The following is a 21,247-nucleotide window of genomic DNA, read 5'->3' on the forward strand; positions in this document are numbered from 1 at the left end:
ACTCATGTCCTCTTCCTCTTCCTCCTTCCGCTGGGGCGCCTTGACCGTCCTCTGCGCTGTGATCTTCCTGGACGCGCTCGACGTCTCGATGGTCGGTGTGGCCCTGCCTTCCATCCAGGCGGACCTTGGACTGTCGACCGCCTCGCTGCAGTGGGTGGTCAGTGGCTACGTGCTCGGCTACGGCGGTCTGCTGCTGCTCGGCGGCCGGACCGCCGACCTGCTCGGGCGACGCAGGGTGTTCCTGGTCGCGCTGGGCGTCTTCGCGGTGGCCTCGCTGCTGGGCGGCATCGTCGACGACGGTGCGCTGCTGATCGCGGCCCGGTTCGTGAAGGGCGTGAGCGCCGCGTTCACCGCCCCTGCCGCCTTGTCGATCATCACCACGACCTTCCCCGAAGGCCCGCTGCGCAACAGGGCGCTGAGCATCTTCACCGCCTCCGGCGCCAGCGGCTTCTCGCTGGGCCTGGTGCTCTCCGGCCTGCTGACCGAGCTGGGCTGGCGCTGGACCTTCCTGATGCCGGTCCCGGTGGCGCTGATCGCGCTGGTGGCGGCGATCAAGGTGCTGGAGCGCGGTCGCGAGGAGCGCGCCGAGGGCGGCTACGATCTGCTCGGCGCGGTCCTGATCACCGCTTCCATGCTGCTCCTGGTCTTCACCGTCGTGCAGGCGCCGGAGGCCGGCTGGAGCTCCTTCCGCACCCTCGGCTCGCTGGCGCTGGCCGTCGCCCTGCTCGGCCTCTTCGTGGTCGTCGAGCGGCGCGTCAAGCACCCCCTCGTCCGGCTCGGCCTGCTCCGGTCCGCGCCGATCGTCCGGGCCAACCTCGGACTGGTCATCCTGTTCGGCTCCTATGTGGGCTTCCAGTTCGTGATGATGCAGTACTTCCAGAACCTGCTGCACTGGTCGGCCCTCCAGACCGCCCTGGCCTTCCTGCCCGCCGGCCTGCTGGTCGCGATCACCTCCACCAAGATGGGCGACTTCGCCGACCGCTTCGGCACCGGCAAGCTGATCGTCATCGGCTCGGCCGCCCTGGCCGCCGGGTACGCGATCTTCCTCGGCATCTCGGCCACGCCCAGCATCGGCTTCATGGTCCTGCCCGGCATGATCCTGCTCGGCATCGCCTTCGCCCTGTCCTTCCCGGCCCTCAACATCCAGGCCACCAACGGCGTCCACGACGACGAGCAGGGCCTGGCCTCGGGCCTGCTCAACACCTCCGGCCAGGTGGGCGGCGCGGTCGTGCTGGCCATCGGCACCGCCGTCCTGACCTCCCAGTCCACCGGCGGCCTCACCATCGAGGCGCTGCGCGCGGCGATCGTCGTCTCGCTCGTGCTCGGCCTGGCCGGGCTGGCCATCTCGGCCTTCGGCATCAAGTCCCGCAAGGCCGTGCCGGCGGTCGAGGAGCCCAAGCTCTACGAGACCGTCTGAATCCCTCCGGCGCACGGGGGCGAGGGCCTTCCCTCCGGGGAAGGCCCTCTGCCATGCCGGTCCGTGATAGCGCGCCGCATGCGCGGGGGCGAGCTGGGAACCTAACAGTCATGCGCTCCTCACGCGTGGTCACAGCTTCCGCGGTCGCCCTGGTCCTGCTGGCCGGGTGCGGCGCGGGCACGACGACGGCCGGGTCCAGCTCGCCGGTGGGCGGGATGCCCGCGGGGTCGAGGTCGCCTGCCGTACCGGAAACGAGCGGCTCGCAGGCATCCCCGGCGGATCCCACGAAGCCGGTGGATCCCACGAAGCCCGCCGCTCCCAAGAGCCCGGCCGTGCCGGTGCCGACCGACACGCGCGAGCGGCAGGCCGAGGGCGAGGGGGAGGCGGCGCTGGTGACGCGGGTGCGCTTCGCCCGGCACGCCGGCTTCGACCGGGTGGTGATCGACCTGAAGGGCGACCTGCCCGGCTACGACGCGCGCTGGGAGAAGGGCCTGCACGAGGACGGCTCCGGCCGCAGGATCAACGTCAAGGGCGGCGCCTACCTGCACGTGCGGCTGCACCCCGCCAATGCGCACACCGACGACGGCCGGGCGACCTGGAAGGGCGGCCCGATCTTCCAGGCCGACCTGGGCAACGTGACCGACGTGGTGCGCACCGGCGACTTCGAGGGCTACGTGGGCGTCGGGCTGGTCCTGGCGCGCAAGGCCGGGTTCGAGATCCGCACGCAGACCAGCCCCAACCGCCTCGTGGTGGACGTGGCACACTGAGTCCTGTGGTGAGAAAGATCGAAGGGGCGACCCGGATCCCGGTGCCCGGCGGCAAGGTCATCGAAGAGCACATCGGCCGCGTGAACAGCGAGGACGAGTCCATCTCCATCGCGCACATGGTGGCGCCGGCCAACTGGGAGGAGCCCGCCCAGACGCCGTCGTTCACCGAGTACACCGTCGTCCTGCGGGGCACCGTCCTGGTGGAGCACGCCGGCGGCGTGACCGAGGTGTCGGCGGGGCAGTCCATCGTGACCTCGCCGGGGGAGAAGGTGCGCTACAGCACCGGCGCGGAAGGCGCGGAGTACGTGGCGGTCTGCCTGCCCGCCTTCGCTCCTGACACGGCCAACCGGGACTAGCGCCTAAGATGACGAGATGAGCCAGCGACCCACTCTCGAGGAGATCCGCCGCGCGCCCAAGGTGCTGCTCCACGACCACCTTGACGGCGGGCTGCGCGCGGAGACCATCGTCGACCTGGCCCGCGAGACGGGCTACGACCGGCTGCCGACCACCGACCCCGACCAGCTGCGCACCTGGTTCGAGGAGGCGGCCGACTCCGGCTCGCTGGTGCGCTACCTGGAGACCTTCGACCACACCGTCGGCGTCATGCAGACGCGGGAGTCGCTGGTCCGCGTCGCCGCCGAGTGCGCGGAGGACCTCGCCGCCGACGGCGTCGTCTACGCCGAGGTGCGGTACGCGCCCGAGCAGCACACCTCCGCCGGTCTCAGCCTCGACCAGGTCGTCGAGGCGGTCCTGGAGGGTTTCCGGCTCGGCTCCGAGGGCCGCGGCATCCGCGTCGGCACGCTGCTGACCGCGATGCGGCACCAGGCCCGCTCGATGGAGATCGCCGAGCTGGCGGTCCGCTACCGCGACGTCGGCGTGGTCGGCTTCGACATCGCCGGCGCCGAGGCCGGCTACCCGCCCACCCGCCACCTCGACGCCTTCGAGTACCTCCAGCGGGAGAACGCGCACTTCACCATCCACGCCGGCGAGGCCTTCGGCCTGCCGTCCATCTGGCAGGCGATCCAGTGGTGCGGCGCCGACCGGCTCGGCCACGGCGTGCGCATCATCGACGACATCACCGAGGACGGCGCCAAGCTCGGCCGCCTGGCCGCCTACGTGCGCGACAAGCGCATCCCGCTGGAGATGTGCCCGACCTCCAACCTGCAGACCGGGGCCGCCGACTCCATCGCCCAGCACCCGATCGGGCTGCTGCGCCGGCTCAACTTCCGCGTCACGGTCAACACCGACAACCGGCTGATGAGCTCCACCAGCGTCTCGGAGGAGTTCCACAAGCTGGTCGAGGCGTTCGACTACGGCTGGGACGACCTGCAGTGGTTCACCGTCAACGCCATGAAGTCGGCCTTCATCCCCTTCGACGAGCGGCTCTCGCTCATCAACGGCGTGATCAAGCCGGGCTTCGCGCAGCTCAAGTGGCGAGCATGAAACAGACGTTCCGCTCCACCACCGCGTTCGTCTTCGGGTGGGTGTGGCTGGCCTTCGTGGCGTTCAACGCCTACGACCTGACGGCCAACTACACCGGCAAGGGCACGCTGGTCGCGGCCGCGGTGCTGGGCGGGCTCACCGCGCTGGTCTACCTGACCGGCCTGCGGCCCGCCACCACGCTCACCGACGAGGCGCTGGTGGTGCGCAACCCGTTCCGCAGCGTCACGCTGCCCTGGTCCACCGTCGGCGACGTGCAGGTGGGCCACTCGATCTCGGTCGAGTACGGCGAGCCGGACGCCCAGGGCAAGCCGCGCGTGCTGCGCCTGTGGACCCCGATGGCCTCCGCCCGCGAGCGGGCCAAGGCCCAGCAGCGCGCCCTGCCCAAGCCCCAGCGCGGCAAGCTCCGCACCGAACCCGCCCGCACCAAGGCCGAGCAGGCCATGGCCGAGGCGATGGCCGGCAAGACGCACGCCGACTGGGTCGGCGAGCAGGTGACCCAGCGGGCCGAGGCCGCCCGGATGAGCCAGGCGGCCCCCGGCGAGGTCCGGATGGCGTGGGCCTACGACTCCTTCGCCGTGGTCCTGGCCGCGCTCGCGCTGGTGGTCGTGGCCGTCCTGGCCTGAGCACCCGCCGGTTGACCCTGACACCGTGTGAGGTCGTAGACCTGGAGGAGTCATGTTCAGCATCGGAGACTTCGCCAGGCTCGGCCTCGTGTCGGTGCGCATGTTGCGGCACTACGACGCGATCGGCCTGCTGCGCCCCGCCCGGGTCGACCCCGTCTCGGGGTACCGGTCCTACCAGGCCGCCCAGCTCGCGCGGCTCAACCGCATCGTCGCGCTGAAGGACCTCGGGTTCACGCTCGACCAGGTGAGCCGGATCCTCGACGACAAGGTCAGCGCCGAGGAACTGCACGGCATGGTACGGCTGCGCAGAGCCCAGCTCGAAGCGCAGATCAGCGCCGACCTGCAACGGCTGCAGGGCGTCGAGGCGCGGCTCCGGATGATCGAGGAAGAGGGAGCCATGCAGCCTCTGGAAGTGATCGTGAAGCGGGTCGAGCGGGTGCGGGTGGCGGAGCTGAGCGGCCAGGCGGCCGGCTACGAGCCGGCGGACATCACGCCGGTGATCCAGCCGCTGTTCGAGCAGCTCTGGGAGCGGGCGCAGGCGACCGGTCTGACGCCCGTGGGCGCGTGCCTGGCGTACTACCTGGACGCCGCCGACGGGGCGGTGTCGGTGCACGCGGCGATGCCCATCGCGGGTGACGGCGAAGGCGCCGGCGGGCTGGACGTGGTGGACCTGCCCGAGCTGAAGCAGGCGGCCACGTTGATCCACCGCGGTCCGATGGACGGGGTCGGCGCCTCCTTCCAGGCGCTGGCCACCTGGGTGGAGGACAACGGCTTCCGTGCGCTGGGGCTGGCCCGGGAGGTCTACCTCGACTGCCCGGACGAGGTGGCGGACTGGGTCACCGAGCTCCAGATGGAGATCGCTCCCGCCTGAGTCTCACCACCAGTGCCAGCGCACGTCCGCGCGGGTGCGGCGCTCGGCGAGCCAGGCCGCGTAGGCGAGCTGCCCGGCCTGCCGGAGCGCCCGCTCGTCGCCGTCGGGGGCGGGACGACGGGTTCGCACCTCGCCGGTGAGCCAGCCGTCGCCGTACCGGACCGGACCGACCCGGTCGCCCGAGCGCAACGGCTCCGGCAGTTCCCAGACCGGCTGCTCGGCCGGCTCGGGCAGGGCCACCGGGGTGGGGGAGTGCGTGATCACCCAGGTCGCCAGGGCCAGCTCGACGGTCGCCGGGTTCTGGGCCAGCCAGCCCGGCGCGAGCTCCGCCTCCTTGCGGCGGCGGAAGCGGCGGCGCTTGCCGTACTCCTCGATGTAGTCCTGGAAGCTCTCCGGCGTCAGTCCCATGGCCTCCAGCCAGGCGAGCATGGCGGCCCGGTCGTGCAGGCCGCGGGCCCGCCGGAAGTCGTCGGCGGCCTCCTGGAGCTCGGCGTCGGAGAGCGGCTCCGGGTCGGCCGCCACGGCGGCGCGCACCAGGCACAGCTCGACGATCTCGTCGTGCCGGCCGAGCGAGCGCACCAGCACCATCGCCTCCGGCAGCGACAGGTGGCCGCCGTCGACGCTGACGAGCTGGTTGGCCGCCCAGTGCGTGGAGTGGTCGATCAGCCAGGGCACGCCGTCGTCGGGCGGGCTGGTCAGCGCCACCGTGCCGCCGTCGGGGTGGTCGAGCAGCAGGTCGTAGTCGACGACGGGGGAGCCCGGGCGCAGGTCGGTGACCAGCTCGGCGTTGAGATCGGGATGCGCGGCGCTCCAGCCGGCGACCAGCTCGCGTGCCTGCCGTACCCCGGCCCGGCTGCGGTCGAGCCGCCGCAGCAGCGCGACCGCCGACTCCAGGGCGGCGCCGAAAGCGGTCATCGGGTCCCTCCGGTCAGCCAGCGGGCGACGGCGTCGCCGATCGGCAGGCCCGAGGCCTCCTCGACGCCGCCCCACTCGCCGTTCGGGTTGATCTCCAGGAAGACGTAGTCGCCCTCGGGGGTCAGGATGAGGTCGATCGCGCCGAAGGTGAGCCCCAGGCCGGCGACCAGGTCCACGCAGCGCCGCTCCAGCTCGCGGGGGAGCGCGTGCGGCCGGCAGAGCACCCGGCCGGTGTCGTAGTGCCGCCAGTCGTCCCTGGTGGTCCGGTGCGACTGGGAGTCGATCTCGGCGGCGAAGACGCGCTCGCCCACCACCGTCACGCGCAGCTCGACGTGCTTGGCGACGTACGGCTGCAGGATGACCGGCTCGTGCCGGATGGCGTGCCGCGCGGTGAGCATCCGCCGCGTCGTCACCGTGGTGAAGACCGTGTGCGTCTCGCCGCGCAGGGTGAAGGGCGGGTCGTCGATGAGCTTGGCGACCATGCGGCCCTCGCTGCGCTCGTACATCCGCCCGGCGGCGGCCGGATCGTTGGTCACCAGCGTGGGCGGGGCGGTGAAGCCCAGCTCGACCGCCCGGGCCAGATGGATGATCTTGTTGTGCGCGCGCCGCACCGCCGAGGGCGGACCCGGCAGCCACGGCACGGCCAGCGTCTCCCAGATGCCGTCCAGCAGCCGCCGGGCCTGCCCCGCCGCGTGCGCGCGGTGGGACGGCTCGGCGACCGCCGTCGCGGCCTCGGGCACGGTCGCGAGCCGGTTCCAGACAGCTCGCACCCGGCCCAGGTCGACCTCGTCCGCACCGGTGCGCAGGGTGAACCGTGGCCTGCCACCGGTGAAGTCGGCGGTCACCGTGCCCGAGGCCGGGTAGGTGGCGGGATCGAACGCCAGGCACTCGACCCCCTGCCGCTCGATCTTGGGAACGACCGTCCCGACAGTGGTGTCGGTCCTGGCGGCCAGGACGAGCAGCACGTCGCCTCCATGAGTAGGTGGCCGCGGGGCGTTCGCGCCGGTCCCCGCGGCCGGTCTAGCTAGCGGTCAGCCCGGATCAGTGGCCGTAGCCCATGATGTAGGCGCCGTTGGCGGCCACGACCTCCTTGGTCCACTGGGCGCGGCGCGCACCGCTGAGCAGCGCGAGGTCCTCCTCGCGGATCTCTGCCGCCTCGAGGTCGTCAAGGTTGAGTCGCATGACGTCCTCCTCTCTGCCGCGTGCTGCGGCGATCACGGCCCCGCGCGCCGCCCTTGTGCGGCGCGCGCGGGCCCTTCCCCGGTGCTCGGGAGGAGCGACCGGAAGTCTCAGTGCCAGCGGACGCGGGCCGTGGTGCGCCGGCCGGCCAGCCACTGGCGGAAGGCGGCCCGCCCGGCGGCGGGCAGGGCCTGCTCGGGGTCGGCCGGCAGCCGCGAGCGCACCAGCCCGGTCAGGTACCCCTCCCCGTACGGCAGCGGCCCCACGGCCAGCCCGGTGACGGCGGCGCGCAACGGCTCGGGCAGCTCTCCGGCCGGCCGGGCCGGCGCGGGCGCCTCGGGCAGCGCCTCGGGCGGCAGCGGCAGCGTGGAGGTGACCCACACCGCCTCGACCTCGTCGAAGTCGTGCCGGTGCACCGCCAGATGGACCGGGGCCAGCTCGGCCTCCTTGCGCCGCCGGAAGCGCAGCACCCGGGCGGTCTGCTCGGCCTCCTGCTGGAAGTCGTAGGTGCTCAGCCCGGTCGCGGCCAGCCAGGCGGTGAACTGCGCGGCGGTGAGCAGCCCGCGCGAGCGCCGGATGGCGTCGGCCGCCTCCTGCGCCTCGGCCTGCGTGATCTGCTCGCCGGCCGCCGCTTCGAGCAGCAGGCAGTGCTCGACGAGCGCGTCGGTGACGGTGGCCGCCCGTCCGGTGTAGGTGCGCAGCGCGCGCAACGCCTGGCGCAGGCTCAGGTCCTGGCCGTTCACGGTCAGGGCCAGGCAGGAGGCCCAGTGGCTGGAATAGGCCACCGCCCAGGGCAGGCCGTCCTCCGGCTCGACGGTGAGGGCCAGCGTGCCGCCGCCGGGATGGTCGAGAAGCAGGTCGTAGCCGACCAGAGGGCTGTCCGGGCGCTCGTCCACCACGAGCTGCGGCGCGTGCGCGGCGTTGCGGGCGGCCCAGGCGGCCACCGCGGCCCGCGCCTCCCCCAGGCCCTCGCGGCGCCGGGGCAGGCCGTGCAGCAGGGTCGCGGCCGAGGCCAGCGTCTCACCCAGGCTCATGCCGCCAGCCACTCGGCGACGGCCGCGGAGATCGGCAGGCCGGTCAGGTCCTCGATCCAGGCCCACTGGCCGTTCGGGTTGAGGTCGACGAACACGTGCTCCCCTTCAGGTGTGACGATCAGGTCGAGGGCGCCGAAGCTCAGCCCGAAGGATCGGACCAGCTCCACGCAGCGGGCCTCGACCTCGCCGGGCAGTTTCCCGGCGCGGTAGCGCTCGGCGGAGTCCTCGTAGTGCCGCCAGTCCTGCCGGGTCGAGGCGCCCGCCTGGGAGTCGATCTCGGCGGTGAAGACCCGCTCGCCGACCACCGTGACGCGCAGCTCGACGGCCTTGGGCACGTTCGGCTGCAGGATGGCCGGGGCGTGCCGCAGCCGGTGACGGCTGCGCAGGTGCCGCCGGTCGGCCGCGCTGGTGTAGGCGTGGTGCCGCTCGCCGTACAGGGTGAGGTCGGCCGGGTAGGTGGTCTTGGTGACCAGCTCGCCGCCGGTGCGCTCCCAGAACGGCGCCAGCTCGGCCGGGTCGTTGGTCATGACCGTCTCCGGCACGCTGAAGCCGAGCTCGGCCGCCCTGGCCAGGTGCACCAGCTTGTTCTGCGCCAGGCGGACGTCCTCCCGGCGGCCGGGCAGCCGCCGCGCCGGCAGGCTCGCCCACACCCCCTCCAGCAGCTCGGCCGCGGTGCTCGCGGCCCACTCCCGGTGCGCCGGGTCGGTGACCACGACCGGGATGCGCGGCTGTCCCGGCCGCCGGTCCCAGATCGCGCTCACCTGACCCAGGTCGTACGGCACGCCGCCGGTGGTGAGGACGATCCGGCGCTCCCCGCCGACGAGCGAGGCGGTGATCCTCGACTCGCCGGGGAAGGAGGCCGGATCCCACCACAGGCAGGGCCCGGTCAGCCGGGGCACGACCAGTCCCGCGGTCGTGTCACCCGGCTCGCTCAGGGTGAGGATCATCAAAGGGGGTTGGGGATACAGCCGTCGCGGAAGGTCAGGGTCGGCTGCGTGATGACCGGACGCCCGCCGGTCACGAACTCGAGCGCCTCCTCGGGGAGCTCGGCCGGGGCCAGGTCGTTGAAGGACAGCGCCATGAAGGGCTCCTTGGTTTCTCGGGAACGGATGGGTCCACTGTCGACCGAGCGGCTTGTGATCCCCTTGGAGATCACTGCAAGGCCGGTGCCTGGCCGTTGACCAGCGCCGCGTAGTGCCCGCCCAGGGCCACGAGCTGCCGGTGCGTGCCGCGCTCGACGATCCGGCCCTTGTCGATGACCACGATCAGGTCGGCGTCGCGCACGGTGCTGAGCCGGTGGGCGATGACGATGCGGGTCTGGGTGAGCCACGACAGGTTGCTCTCGATCTCCGCCTCGGTGACGGTGTCGAGGTGGCTGGTGGCCTCGTCCAGGAGCAGCACGCGCGGCTTGGCCAGCAGCGCGCGGGCCAGCGCCAGGCGTTGCCGCTGGCCGCCGGACAGGCCCGTGCCCTCCGACAACATCGTGTCGTAGCCCATCGGCATCGCCGCGATGTCCTCGTGCACGCAGGCCAGCCGGGCGGCCTCGGTGATCTCCTCCAGGCCGGCGTCGGGCCGGCCCAGGCAGATGTTCTCCCGCACCGAGCCGGTGAACAGGTCGGGGTCCTGGGTCACCACGCCGAAGTGGCGGCGCAGCGAGGCGCGCTCCAACTCGGGCATGGGGAAGCCGTCGTAGCTGACCGTGCCCTCGGTCGGCTCGTAGAGGCCCAGCAGGATGCGGGCCAGCGTGCTCTTGCCCGAGCCCGACCGGCCGACCAGCGCGATCTTCTGGCCGACGCCGATCTTGAGGGAGATGTCGCGCAACGTCCACGGCGCGCGCGGGTCGTAGCGGAAGGAGACCCGGTCGAGCTCCACCTGGCCGCCCAGGTGGGTGACCTCGATCTCGCCGTGCGGCTCGCGCTCGGACTCCATGATGTCGGCCAGCCGGTCCACGTGCACGACCGCCTCCTGCAGCGTCTGCAGGCTGGACAGCAACGTGCCGATCGGGCCCAGTGCCGCCACCGCCAGGCCGGTCAGGGCCAGCGTGGCGCCCAGGCCGGCTCCGCCGTACAGGACCTGCCAGCTTCCCGCCCACAACAGCGCGGCGGGGGCCAGGAAGCGGACGCTGTCCAGCATGGTGGTGACCACGTTCTCCGTCATGCTCACCCGCGAGTCGGCGTTGAGCTGCGCGGTGAACAGCCGCACCCAGCGCCTCGCGGCGGCGCGTTCGGTGCCGGAGACCTTGAGCGTCTCCATGCCGCCGATCGCCTCGATCAGCGAGCCCTGGGCCTCGATCTGCGCGCTCAGCTCGCGCTGACTCAGCTCCATCATCCGCCGTCTGGTGGCCAGCAGCAGGCCCGCCTGGAGCAGCGCGAAGCCGATCAGACAGGCGCCCAGCAGCGGCGCCTGCACGGTCACGATCAGCACGTAGCCGAGTGCCAGCGGCCCGTCCAGCAGCGCGGTGGTCACCTGGCCGGTCAGCATCTGTCTCAGCAGGCTGACGCTCGTGCTGCGCTGCACGAGGTCGCTGGCTCCCCGGAAGACGAAGAAGCGGTACGGCAACGCGAACAGATGGTCGACCACGCGCGCGGTCAGCAGCCCGTCGATCCGCACCCGCAGATTCAGCATCGCCAGCGAGCGCAGGTAACCCAGCACGAGATGGATGAGCGCGACGATGCCCAGCGCGGCCCCGAGCACCGCCAGCAGCCGGTCGGCGCGGACCGGCAACACCGTGTCCACCAGCACCTGCGCGAAGCCCTGCACGCCGAGCCCCGCCAGTTGCAGCAGCAGGGACACCAGCAGGATCTGCATGATCAGCGCCCGTTGCCCGGCCAGCGCCTCGCGCAGGAAGGCGGTCAGCCAGGGACGCCCGGCGCCCCGGCCCGGCTGGAACCCGTCATCGGGCGCGAAGGCCAGCACGACGCCGGTGAAGCCGACGTCGAACTCGGCATGGGTCAGGTGCCGCCGCCCGCGCGCCGGGTCGACCACCCGGACCCCGCGCGGGCCGAAACTCTCCACGACCACGAAGTGGTTGAACTCCCAGTGCACGATCGCCGGGAGCGGCACCTTGCGCAGTTGCTCGGGCTCGACGGAGAACGCCTTGGACTCCAGCCCGAACTCGCGGGCGGTGTGCACCAGGGCCAGCGCGGACAGCCCGTCGCGGCCCACGGCCGCCCGGTCGCTCACCTCGCGTACGGTGGTGCGCCGGCCGTGCCAGCTCAACACCATCGCCAGGCACGCCGCCCCGCACTCGGCCAGCCCGCTCTGCATCCGGATGGGGACTCGCCTGCTCATTCGCGAGATGCTGGCAGGCCGGTCTTGTCGGCGGCTTGTGGATCACTTGGGCGACAGCAGGCGGCTCAGCACGCTCTGGTGGCCGCGCTCCACCGTGACCACGCCCCGCGCGCCCTCCGGCAGTGGGACCGGGCACTCCAGCGCGCGCCCGGCGGCCACCGTGCAGGCGGCTTCCAGGCCCGGCAGCCGTACCACCGCCGTGGCGCCCGCCCGCTGGCCGCTCACCTGGATCTGACCGGCCTTGACCACGGCCGGCACCTGCACGTGGGCCGGCACCCGGACCAGGGCCAGCCCGCCGAGCACCAGCAGCAGCACGACCGCCGCCACCCAGAACGCGGCGAACTCCCTTCCGGCGGGCAACCACAAGCGTTCGCGCTCGTCGCGGCGCTCCAACACCCGTCGCAACGCCGCCGCCCGGAACATCCCCTCAGCCATGCCCGGCATCCTGACGCGCCCGCCTTGGAAACCGCTTGTCCCCCACTGCCCCCTGACCAGAATCCCGGCCCCCGTGCCCCGGCGCCCGGGATTGCAGGGAGAGGGGTGCCCGGTGCGCGGGAGTACGGGAGGAGGGAGTGCCCGGAACCCGGGGTCCCGGGGGAGGGAGTGCCCGGAGCCCGGGGTTTCGGGTGGCCTCCCGCCCCCAGCCCGGGCCCTCTTCCCCCCTTGGACGGCCAGCCCGAGAGGTGGGGGAGCCGGGCATGGCGGGACGGGGCTACGGTCAGAGCCCGAGAGCCCCAGCCAGATCCACCTTGAGCGCACCCAGATCCGCCTCAGCCTGAACCCGAGCCTCCCGAGGATCCCCAGCCACGACCACCTCCAGGTAACACTTGAGCTTCGGCTCGGTCCCCGAGGGCCGCACCACCACCCGAGCCCCGCCGGCCAGCCGATACCGCAACCCGTCGGTAGGCGGCAACCCAGCAGACCCAAGGCTGAGGTCGTCCACCGATTCCACAACCCGCCCCCCGAGCGCCCCAGGCGGCTCAGCCCGCAACCGCGCCATCGCCCCGGCGATCAGCGAGAGGTCCGCCACCCGGAACGACAACTGCGCCGTAGCATGCAGCCCGAACCGCCGAGCCTGATCGTCCAGCAGATCGAGCAACGTCCGCCCGTCCCGCTTGGCCGCCGCCGCGATGCTCGCCACGCTGAGCGCGGCCGAGATGCCGTCCTTGTCGTGCACCGGCAGCCCCGCATCCGAGCCGACGCTGTAACCCAGCGCCTCCTCGTAGGCGTAGACCAGCCCGTCCCCGGCCTTCATCAGCCACTTGAACCCGGTCAACGTCTCGGCGTGCCGTACGCCGTACTCCGCCGCGATCTTTCCCAGCAGCGTCGAGGAGACGATCGTGGAGGCCACCAGGCAGTCGCCGGAGGTGTTGCCCAGCACGTGCTCGGCCAGCAGCCCGCCGACCTCGTCGCCGGTGAGCATGCGGAAGCCGCCGTCGGCCAGGGGCACGCCCACCGCGCACCGGTCGGCGTCGGGGTCGTTGGCCAGCACCAGGTCGGCGCCGATCTTCCCGGCCAGGTCGAAGGCGAGGTCCATCGCCCCCGGCTCCTCCGGGTTGGGGAAGGCCACGGTAGGGAAGTCGGGGTCGGGCTCGCGCTGCGCCTCGACGATCTCGGGCGCGTCGAAGCCCGCGGTCATGAACGCCCGCTCCAGCACGCTGGCCCCGACGCCGTGCAGCGGCGTGTAGGCCACCTTGAGCAGCCGGGCGTCGCCCAGGGGCAGCGTGGTGACCGCCTGCAGGTAGGCGTCCACGATGGACTCGCCCAGCGTCTCGTAGGACTCGCCGCGCGGCAGCTCGTCCACCCGGCCCACCGCGTCGATGGCGGCCGAGATCTGCGAGTCGACCGGCGGCACGATCTGCGAGCCGTCGTTCCAGTAGACCTTGTAGCCGTTGTCGCGCGGCGGGTTGTGGCTCGCCGTCACCGTGACGCCGGCGTCGGCGCCCAGCTTGCGTACGGCGAAGGCCAGCACCGGCGTCGGCAGCGGCCTGGGCAGCACCGAGGCGCTCAGCCCGGCCCCGGTCAGCACCTCGGCGGTGTCGCGGGCGAAGACGTCGGAGTTGTGCCGCGCGTCGTAGCCGATCACCACGTGCTTGCCCGGCCCCAGCACCCGGGCCAGCCCGGCCGCCGCCCGCTGGACGGTCACCCGGTTCATCCGGTTGGGGCCCGCGCCGAGCTCGCCGCGCAGGCCTGCCGTACCGAACTCCAGCTTGGCGCCGAACCGCGCCTCCAGCGCGGCCGGGTCGTCGAGCAACGCCTCCAGCTCGGCCCTGGTCTCCGGGTCGGGATCCTGGGCCAGCCACTGCTCGGCCAGCTCGCGGCTGCTCGGGCTCACAGGCGATCGACCACCTTCGCCAGCAGGACGCCCATCCGGGCGGCGGTGGCGCGGCCCACCTCGAGGACCTCCTCGTGGTTGAGCGGCTCGCCGACCAGGCCCGCGCCGGGGTTGGTCACCAGGGACAGGCCCAGCACCTCCAGGCCGGCCTCGCGGGCGGCGACCGCCTCCAGCACGGTGGACATGCCGATCATGTCGCCGCCGAGGGTGCGCAGCATGCGGATCTCGGCGGGCGTCTCGTAGGTCGGGCCGCGGAAGGCGACGTAGACGCCCTCGGCGAGGGACGGGTCGATCTCGCGCACCAGCGCGCGCAGCCGCTTGGAGTAGACCTCGGTGAGGTCGAGGAAGGCGGTGCCGGTGATCGGGTTGGCGCCGGTCAGATTGATGTGGTCGCTGATCAGGACCGGGTCGCCGACGTTCTGGGTCTCGGGGCGCAGGCCGCCCGCGGCGTTGGTCAGCACCAGCGTGCTCACCCCGGCCGCGGCCGCGGTGCGCACGCCGTGGACGACGGGCTCGACGCCGCGGCCCTCGTACAGGTGGGTGCGGCCGAGGAAGACGAGCGCCAGGCGGTCGCCCGCGGTGCGGACGACGCGGATCTTGCCGCCGTGTCCCGCCACGGCGGGCGCCGAGAAGCCGGGCAGCTCGACGAAGGCGACCTCGGCGACGGTCTCGCCGAGCGCGTCGGCGGCGGGCACCCACCCGGAGCCCATGACAAGCGCGACGTCGAAGGAGTCGAGCCCGGTCGCCCGCTTCAGCGCGGCGGCGGCTTCCTGGGCAAGGTCATATGGGTTGCTCACCTTCAGTAGTTTATGAGCACCGCGTCGGGTTTCACGTGCAAGGGCGGGCCCGCAGGTCCTTCACGTAGTCGTCGGGCGCGCCCGCCTGCTCGGCGGCGTCGGCCAGGATGCCCAAGTAGCGGGCCGAAGGCAGGCCGCCCTCGTAGGCGTCGAGCACGTAGAACCAGGCCAGCACGTCGCCGTCGAGCGTGTGCACCCGGAGCCGGATCTTGTGATAGAGCCCCCGGCTCGCGCCTTCCCATTGGTCGAGCTCGGCCTCGTCCCACTCGGGCACGTCGTAGAGCACCACGAAGACCTGCTCGTACTCGTCTTCGACGATGGTCGCGAGCGCGCCCTCCCAGCCCAGATCGGCCCCGCCGAACGTGAGCCGCCACCCGGACACCCAGCCAGCTCCCCTGATCGGAGAGTGCGGAGCGCGGATGGCCATCTGCTTGGGATCCATGTTGGAGCCGTAAGCGGCGTAGACCGGCATAGCCACCTAGGGTACCGCTTCACCTCCTGGTTGGCGGATGCGGGACAATGGGACACGTGACGAGGATCGTGATCATCGGTGGCGGACCAGGCGGCTACGAGGCGGCGCTGGTGGCCGCGCAACTAGGCGCGCAAGTCACGATGGTGGAGCAGGACGGTCTGGGCGGCGCGTGCGTCCTGACCGACTGCGTGCCGTCCAAGACGCTGATCGCGACCTCGGTCCGCAAGCAGGCGCTGCTCGACGCGCCGTCGCTGGGCGTCCACTACTCCGGCGGGGCCGACGGCGACGTCGGCACGCCCGAGATCGACGTGCCGCTGGTCAACCAGCGGGTGAAGGAGCTGGCCCAGGCGCAGTCGAGCGACATCGCCGCGCGGGTCGCCGCCGAGGGCGTCGAGATCATCAAGGCCACCGGGCGGCTGGTCGACCCGCAGGTCGTGCGGGCGGGTGACCGTACCATCCGGGCGGACGTGGTGCTGGTCGCGACCGGCGCGACGCCGCGCATCCTCAAGGGCGCCGAGCCCGACGGCGAGCGCATCCTCACCTGGCGGCAGCTCTACGACCTCAAGGAGCTGCCCGAGCACCTCATCGTCGTCGGCTCCGGCGTCACCGGCGCCGAGTTCGCCGGCGCCTACCGGTCGCTGGGCTCGGAGGTCACGCTGGTCTCCAGCCGCGACCGGATGATGCCCAACGAGGACGCCGACGCCTCCGAGGTCCTCGAAGAGGTCTACCGCCGCCGTGGGATGAACGTCATGGGCCGCTCGCGCGCCACCTCCGTGCAGCGCACCACCGACGGCGTCGTGGTCACCCTGGAGGACGGCCGCACCGCCGAGGGCTCCCACGCCCTCATGACCGTCGGCATGGTGCCCAACACCGCCGGCATGGGCCTGGAGGAGGTCGGCGTCCAGCTCGACGCCGGCGGCTTCGTCAAGGTCGACAAGGTCTCCCGCACCTCCGCGCCCGGCGTCTACGCGGCCGGCGACTGCACCGGCGTGCTCATGCTCGCCTCCGTCGCCGCCATGCAGGGCCGCATCGCCGTCTGGCACGCGCTGGGCGAGGCCGTCCAGCCGCTCCGCCTGGCCACCGTCGCGGCCAACATCTTCACCGACCCCGAGATCGCCAGCGTCGGCGTGTCGCAGAAGCAGATCGAGGCCGGCGAGATCGAGGCGAACGTCGTCAAGCTCCCGCTCGCCACCAACGCCCGGGCCAAGATGCAGGGCTTCCACGACGGCTTCGTCAAGCTCTTCTGCCGCCCGCACACCGGGATCATCCTCGGCGGCGTCGTCGTCGCCCCGCGCGCCTCCGAGCTCATCCTCGCCGTCTCCGTCGCCGTGCAGCAGCGCCTCACCGTCGACCAGCTCGCCCACACCTTCGCCGTCTACCCGTCCCTGTCCGGCTCCATCACCGAAGCCGCCCGCCGCCTCATGCAGCCCATGGCCGCCATCGGCATCTAGGCCCAGGTCAGCCAGGTGTCCGTGGGAATCTCCAGGGTGAGCGGATCGGGCAGGACGGTCGTCTCGCCGAGAGCCCAGGACTCCGAGTGCAGGTAGGCCGCTGAGGCGGGATCGGGGATGGAGTACAGAGTGGTCGTGGCGACCTGTGGGTCGAGGTCGACCAGGAGGTAGTAGGGGATCTCGGCGCGGGCGTAGGCGCGCCACTTGTTCCTGCGCTGCCCGGCGGTCGGCGGGCGGTCCACGGAGGCGCTGCCTTCTGAAGTCACCTCGACGACCAGCTCCACCTGATCGGGCAGCAGCTCGCGGGCGTTTCCCTGGAGGGCTTCCTGCTCGAGCTCCCGGTCCAGCACCAGCAGGTCGGGGATGAAGCCGCTCTCCTCGGCCAGGAAGTTGAGCCCTTCCGTCTGGTACTCGCGCCAGCGGTAAGCAGAGCCGGTGGCCCCGCGCAGGTAGAACAGGCCGGCGAGGTGCCGGACGGCATGATTGTGCCGAGTGATGGGGGCAGGGGACACGACGATCTCTCCATCGATGATCTCGACTCGGCTGCCGTCGGGAACGCGGAGATAGTCATCGAGCGTGCCGTCCACCCACATGCGGTACGGGGAGTCGGGAACGAGGATGGGGCCGTGGATCTCGGCGATGGTCACCTTGCGCGACACCTCACTCACGATCAGCTCCCGTCATCGTAGAGATTCCGCTTACTCAGCGTAAGCCCAACGCGGGAAAAGCGGGGCAGACGCGGTGCGTTATCACTGCAGGAGCAGGGCCAGGAGGGGGACGGTGGCGAGGGAGAGCAGGCTGGTGACGAGGATGGCGTCGCGGGCCAGGCCGGCGGGGCGGCCGTAGGCGCTGGCGTAGACGAAGGTGTTCTGGGCCGAGGGCAGGGCGGCGAAGACGACCGCGGAGAAGAGCGCGGGCTGGTCCAGGCGCAGCAGGAAGTGGCCGACGAGGAAGGCGATGGCCGGGTGGGCCACGAGTTTGACCGCGACGACCAGGCTGAGCAGGCCGGGGCGGCTGAGTTCGGCACGGGGGACGTGCAGGGACATGCCCAGCGCGAAGACGGCCAGGGGTACGGCGGCGCCACCCAGTGACTCCAGGGTGCCGGTGACCACGGCGGGGAGGTCGAGGCCGGTCGCGGCGAAGGCCAGGCCGAGGCCGCTGGCGATCAGGTTCGGGGTGCGCAGCGGAGCCAGGGTGAACCGCTTCTCCGCGCCGAGCGCCATGAAGATCGGCGGGGACATGATCAGGATCTGGAAGAGGATGACGGAGATCGCGAAGGTCACGTCGTTGAGCAGGTAGAGCGCGATCGGGATGCCCAGGTTGCCGGCGTTGACGTAGCAGGAGGCCATCACCGCGACGATGCGCTCGTGCAGCTTGCCACGCAGCAGCGGCACCATGGCCCCGCCGATCACCACGGTGCTGATCGCGAAGGCGGCCAGCGGCCCGAACCTGATGGTGGCCAGGTCGGTCCGGCTCAGGATGAGGAAGAGCACCGCGGGCATCGCCAGGTTGAAGGTGAACCAGGTGAAGACGCCCTGCGCCTGCGGCGGCACCCGGCCGCTGCGGCTCGCCGCCCAGCCGAGGAAACCTAAGCACCAGATGGGGACGAAGGCCGCAAAGATTGCCGACACCCGACGAACCTATCAAGGCTCGCATATCGCCCCCCGTGGGCGGTCCCGGCGGCGGGGTGGCCAGGGGGCCTTCCGATACTTGGATCATGCTCTCCCGACGCCAGTTCCTGACGCTGGCCGCGATCGCCACCGCGACGGCGGCCTGCGGTCAGGGTCCGACCTCCAGCACCCCCTCGCCGGGTCCGGCCAACCCCCTGCGCATCCCGCCCCTGCTCCAGGCCGGCGCCGACGGCCGGTTCACCCTGACCATGAAGGCCGGCACCACCGAGTTCGTCGCCGGCAAACCCGCGCCGACCTGGGGGTTCAACGGCTCCTACCTGGGCCCGACGATCCGGGCCAGGCGCGGCGACCGGATCAGGATGCGGGTGGTCAACGAGCTCGACGAGCCGACCACCGTGCACTGGCACGGCATGCGGCTGCCCGCCAAGATGGACGGCGGGCCGCACCAGATGATCCCGGCGGGCGGCGAGTGGACCCCCGAGTGGACGATCGACCAGCCGGCGGCCACCTCCTGGTACCACCCGCACCCGCACGGCGAGACGGCCAGGCACGTCTACCGGGGGCTGGCCGGGATGTTCCTCCTCGACGACGACGATGACAAGGACGAGGCGGCCGGCGCGGGGTTGCCGGGCGAGTACGGGGTGGACGACATCCCGCTGGTCATCCAGGACCGGGTCATCGGCGACGACGGCACGCTGGTCGAGGACCCCGTGGCCACCTGGGGCCTGATGGGCGACCGCATCCTCGTCAACGGCACCCTCGACGCCGCCTTCCAGGTGACCCGTCCGGCGATCCGCTTCCGGCTGCTCAACGGCTCCAACGCGCGCAAGTACAACATCGGCTTCGCCGACGGCCGCGCCTTCCACGTCGTCGGCGGCGACGCGGGCCTGCTGCGCGCCCCGGTGCAGGTCACCCGGGTCTCGCTCACGCCGGGCGAGCGGATCGAGATCGTGGCCACGTTCAAGGCCGGGGAGCAGGCCCTGCTGCGCAGCTTCGCCGGCGACCTGGACCTCGACGACCGCGAGTTCGACCTGCTGCGCCTCGACGCCGCGCCCGGGCTCGAGCCCGCCGCCGCCCTGCCCGCCACGCTGAGCGACCGCCCGGCGATCGAGGTGCCCGCGGGCGCCAAGGTGCGCCGCTTCACGCTCAACGGCTCCGACGCCATCAACGGCCAGGAGATGGACATGACCCGCATCGACGAGGTCGTCCCGGCGGGCGCGGTGGAGATCTGGGAGATCGTCAACACCGTCTACGCGCACAACTTCCACATCCACGAGGTGGAGTTCGCCGTGCTCGACGTGGACGGGGCCAAGCCCGAGCCCTACCTGGCCGGGCCCAAGGACACCGTCTACGTGCCGCCCAAGGCCACGGTACGGCTGGCCGTACGGTTCGGGGAGTTCGTCGACCCGGCCACGCCGTACATGTACCACTGCCACATCCTGCGCCACGAGGACGAGGGCATGATGGGCCAGTTCGTGATCGTGACGCCCGGCACCGAGGCGCAGGTGAACCGCACCCTCCCGGCCACGCACCAGCACGCCTGAACAAGCGCCGGAGGGCGCGCCCCCGATGCGGGGAGCGCGCCCTCCTTGGTCGTGCCGGGTGGTGGTTACCAGTCGCCGCCGCCGAAATCGCCGCCGCCGAAGTCACCGCCGCCGAAGTCGCCCCAGCCACCGGCGTCGCCGCCGCCGCTGAAGTCGCCGCCACCGGCGTCGGAGTAGCCCTCCGAGTAGCCGGCGCCGTAACCGCCCATGCCCATGCCGAAGCCGCCGCCGAGCATGCTGCCCATCATGGTGCCGATGAACATGCCGGTCATGATGTCGCCGAAGCCGCCGTAGTAGCCGTAGGCGTACGGCTGGTAGGCGGGACCGGCGTTGTAGTACGGCACGCGCTGGCCGTGGATCATGACCTCACGCGGGTGCGGGTCGTAACCCTGCTCCACCGCCTGGGCGTCCATGGCGCAGGCCGGGACCTCGCGCACCGCGCCACCGGGCGGAGCCCAGCGCACGTCGCGCACGCTCGGGCCGTGCTGCGGGTTGAAGAAGCAGGGAGCGCGCCGCTCGGGGATCGGCAGGTTGTTGACCTTGGCCTTCACCACGGCCAGCGCGTACCGGCCGTCCTCGAGGGTCTGGGTGACCTCGCGGATCTGGTCGGCCTTGGTGATCGTGGCGAGCTGAGTCTTGGACCGCTCGTAGGCGTCGAGCGCGGTCTGCCACTCCCCGATGTGCTGACCGCTGGCGCCCTGCAGGCTGACGTCGGCGTCGAGATCGGTGATCTCCTCGCCGAACTTGGTGACGTCCTCCTCCACGGTGGTCTTGACCGCGGCGAGGTCGCGGGCCTCCTGCTCCAGGCGCTTCTTCTTGGCGTTCCTGGAGTAGAGGAAGTAGCCGCCGCCGCCCACGAGGGCGAGGCCGCCCAGCGCGAGCAGGACGCCGGTGCCGCCGCCGGAGCCGCTGACCGAGCCGGAGCTCAGCGCGGACCGGGTCTTGCCGGCCGCGGCGAGGTCGACCCGCTCGACGAACTCGGCCATGCCCTTGGTCACGTCGCCGCCGGCGTTGTTGGCCGACAGACCGATGATCCGGTTGAGCGTCTGCTGGCCGATCTGGCTGGAGTCGGCGTAGACCTGGGTGCCGATCATGACGGCGACCGTGGCCTGGGTACGGCCGGCCTGGTCGAGCGCGCCGCCGAGCTGGCGGAAGTAGGCCCCGAGGTCGGCCTCGGTCGCGGCGCCCTTGGGCATCGCGACGGCGTAGACCTTGGACTTGGCCCCCTTGAGCTCGTCACGGATGGCCGACTGCTGGTCGCTGGTGAGCGGCGAGCCCGACTCCACGAAGAGCGGGTCGCCGGACTTCCAGGTGTTGAGAACCGTCGCGGCATCAGGCGGAGCGGCCGCAGCCTGCGCCGCGGAGGTGAATGAAAGCACAACGAGTAGCCCGGCGAGCAGCGCAACGAGCGCGGCCCCTGCCCGGCGCAGCGAATGGGTCATCGGCAACAAGCCTCCTTCGCCCTTCTGGACGAACG

The 21,247-nt window shown here is 72.1% G+C and carries 22 protein-coding genes; 8 read left to right on the forward strand and 14 right to left on the reverse strand.

Features of this window, described 5'->3' with window-relative positions:
* Positions 1-4: 4 nt before the first annotated feature.
* From AB0I67_RS02395 to AB0I67_RS02420, 6 genes are all read left to right on the forward strand, one after another.
* Positions 5-1,417, forward strand: a complete 1,413-nt coding sequence (locus AB0I67_RS02395) for an MFS transporter (protein WP_357916303.1) — start codon at positions 5-7, stop codon at positions 1,415-1,417.
* Positions 1,418-1,527: 110 nt separating this feature from the next.
* A complete protein-coding gene (locus AB0I67_RS02400; protein WP_357916306.1) occupies positions 1,528-2,184 on the forward strand; it encodes a hypothetical protein in 657 nt (218 codons plus the stop codon).
* A gap of 5 nt (positions 2,185-2,189) precedes the next feature.
* On the forward strand, positions 2,190-2,540 hold the full coding sequence (locus tag AB0I67_RS02405; protein WP_357916309.1) for a cupin: 351 nt from the start codon (positions 2,190-2,192) through the stop codon (positions 2,538-2,540).
* 16 nt (positions 2,541-2,556) lie between these two features.
* Complete coding sequence (locus AB0I67_RS02410) at positions 2,557-3,627, forward strand: adenosine deaminase (protein ID WP_357916312.1); 1,071 nt, start codon at positions 2,557-2,559, stop codon at positions 3,625-3,627.
* Positions 3,624-4,250 carry a PH domain-containing protein gene (locus tag AB0I67_RS02415; RefSeq protein WP_357916315.1) on the forward strand — a complete coding sequence of 209 codons (627 nt, stop codon included), beginning with the start codon at positions 3,624-3,626 and terminating at the stop codon, positions 4,248-4,250. The genes AB0I67_RS02410 and AB0I67_RS02415 overlap by 4 nt, the downstream gene beginning before the upstream one ends.
* A 52-nt stretch (positions 4,251-4,302) precedes the next feature.
* The gene (locus tag AB0I67_RS02420; RefSeq protein ID WP_357916318.1) at positions 4,303-5,121 is read left to right on the forward strand and encodes a MerR family transcriptional regulator; all 819 of its coding nucleotides are present in this window, start codon (positions 4,303-4,305) and stop codon (positions 5,119-5,121) included.
* Between the two features lie 3 nt (positions 5,122-5,124).
* Here AB0I67_RS02420 and AB0I67_RS02425 read toward each other — a convergent pair whose 3' ends face one another.
* From AB0I67_RS02425 to AB0I67_RS02475, 11 genes are all read right to left on the reverse strand, one after another.
* On the reverse strand, positions 5,125-6,036 hold the full coding sequence (locus AB0I67_RS02425; protein ID WP_357916321.1) for a TIGR04500 family putative peptide maturation system protein: 912 nt from the start codon (positions 6,034-6,036) through the stop codon (positions 5,125-5,127).
* Entirely contained in the window at positions 6,033-7,001 is a 969-nt protein-coding gene (locus AB0I67_RS02430) for an MvdC/MvdD family ATP grasp protein (RefSeq protein WP_357916323.1), read from the reverse strand. Before AB0I67_RS02430 ends, AB0I67_RS02425 begins: the two co-directional genes overlap by 4 nt.
* A gap of 76 nt (positions 7,002-7,077) precedes the next feature.
* Positions 7,078-7,218: a hypothetical protein gene (locus tag AB0I67_RS02435; RefSeq protein WP_357916326.1), complete on the reverse strand. Its 141-nt coding sequence runs from the start codon at positions 7,216-7,218 to the stop codon at positions 7,078-7,080.
* A gap of 107 nt (positions 7,219-7,325) precedes the next feature.
* Positions 7,326-8,249 (reverse strand): hypothetical protein, encoded by a 924-nt coding sequence (locus AB0I67_RS02440; protein WP_357916329.1) that lies wholly within the window; start codon positions 8,247-8,249, stop codon positions 7,326-7,328.
* Positions 8,246-9,196: an MvdC/MvdD family ATP grasp protein gene (locus AB0I67_RS02445; protein WP_357916332.1), complete on the reverse strand. Its 951-nt coding sequence runs from the start codon at positions 9,194-9,196 to the stop codon at positions 8,246-8,248. Before AB0I67_RS02445 ends, AB0I67_RS02440 begins: the two co-directional genes overlap by 4 nt.
* Complete coding sequence (locus AB0I67_RS02450; protein ID WP_357916335.1) at positions 9,196-9,330, reverse strand: hypothetical protein; 135 nt, start codon at positions 9,328-9,330, stop codon at positions 9,196-9,198. The genes AB0I67_RS02445 and AB0I67_RS02450 overlap by 1 nt, the downstream gene beginning before the upstream one ends.
* 71 nt (positions 9,331-9,401) lie before the next feature.
* The gene (locus AB0I67_RS02455; RefSeq protein ID WP_357916338.1) at positions 9,402-11,540 is read right to left on the reverse strand and encodes a peptidase domain-containing ABC transporter; all 2,139 of its coding nucleotides are present in this window, start codon (positions 11,538-11,540) and stop codon (positions 9,402-9,404) included.
* A 42-nt stretch (positions 11,541-11,582) separates the two neighbouring features.
* Positions 11,583-11,975 (reverse strand): hypothetical protein, encoded by a 393-nt coding sequence (locus AB0I67_RS02460; protein WP_357916341.1) that lies wholly within the window; start codon positions 11,973-11,975, stop codon positions 11,583-11,585.
* 283 nt (positions 11,976-12,258) lie between these two features.
* Positions 12,259-13,875, reverse strand: coding sequence for a phospho-sugar mutase (locus AB0I67_RS02465; protein ID WP_357916344.1), 1,617 nt, complete (start codon positions 13,873-13,875; stop codon positions 12,259-12,261).
* On the reverse strand, positions 13,872-14,672 hold the full coding sequence (locus AB0I67_RS02470; RefSeq protein ID WP_357916347.1) for a purine-nucleoside phosphorylase: 801 nt from the start codon (positions 14,670-14,672) through the stop codon (positions 13,872-13,874). Before AB0I67_RS02470 ends, AB0I67_RS02465 begins: the two co-directional genes overlap by 4 nt.
* Positions 14,673-14,703: 31 nt before the next feature.
* Complete coding sequence (locus AB0I67_RS02475; RefSeq protein ID WP_357916350.1) at positions 14,704-15,144, reverse strand: gamma-glutamylcyclotransferase; 441 nt, start codon at positions 15,142-15,144, stop codon at positions 14,704-14,706.
* A 56-nt stretch (positions 15,145-15,200) separates the two neighbouring features.
* Between AB0I67_RS02475 and AB0I67_RS02480 the strand changes: the two genes are divergently transcribed.
* Entirely contained in the window at positions 15,201-16,595 is a 1,395-nt protein-coding gene (locus tag AB0I67_RS02480; RefSeq protein WP_357916353.1) for an NAD(P)H-quinone dehydrogenase, read from the forward strand.
* On the opposite strand, the gene AB0I67_RS02485 is transcribed toward AB0I67_RS02480, so the two are convergent.
* Both AB0I67_RS02485 and AB0I67_RS02490 read right to left on the reverse strand, forming a co-directional pair.
* The gene (locus tag AB0I67_RS02485; protein WP_357916356.1) at positions 16,592-17,263 is read right to left on the reverse strand and encodes a Uma2 family endonuclease; all 672 of its coding nucleotides are present in this window, start codon (positions 17,261-17,263) and stop codon (positions 16,592-16,594) included. The two genes, AB0I67_RS02480 and AB0I67_RS02485, sit on opposite strands and share 4 nt — an antisense overlap.
* An 81-nt stretch (positions 17,264-17,344) precedes the next feature.
* A complete protein-coding gene (locus AB0I67_RS02490; RefSeq protein ID WP_357916359.1) occupies positions 17,345-18,226 on the reverse strand; it encodes an AEC family transporter in 882 nt (293 codons plus the stop codon).
* An 86-nt stretch (positions 18,227-18,312) separates the two neighbouring features.
* Here AB0I67_RS02490 and AB0I67_RS02495 point away from each other — a divergent pair, with 86 nt between their 5' ends.
* Positions 18,313-19,770: a multicopper oxidase domain-containing protein gene (locus tag AB0I67_RS02495; RefSeq protein WP_357916362.1), complete on the forward strand. Its 1,458-nt coding sequence runs from the start codon at positions 18,313-18,315 to the stop codon at positions 19,768-19,770.
* A 65-nt stretch (positions 19,771-19,835) separates the two neighbouring features.
* Here the strand turns inward: AB0I67_RS02495 and AB0I67_RS02500 are convergent, their stop codons facing one another.
* Positions 19,836-21,212 carry a hypothetical protein gene (locus AB0I67_RS02500; protein WP_357916365.1) on the reverse strand — a complete coding sequence of 459 codons (1,377 nt, stop codon included), beginning with the start codon at positions 21,210-21,212 and terminating at the stop codon, positions 19,836-19,838.
* Positions 21,213-21,247 lie beyond the last annotated feature (35 nt).

The organism is Nonomuraea sp. NPDC050310 (genome assembly GCF_040655795.1).
GTDB lineage: Bacteria > Actinomycetota > Actinomycetes > Streptosporangiales > Streptosporangiaceae > Nonomuraea.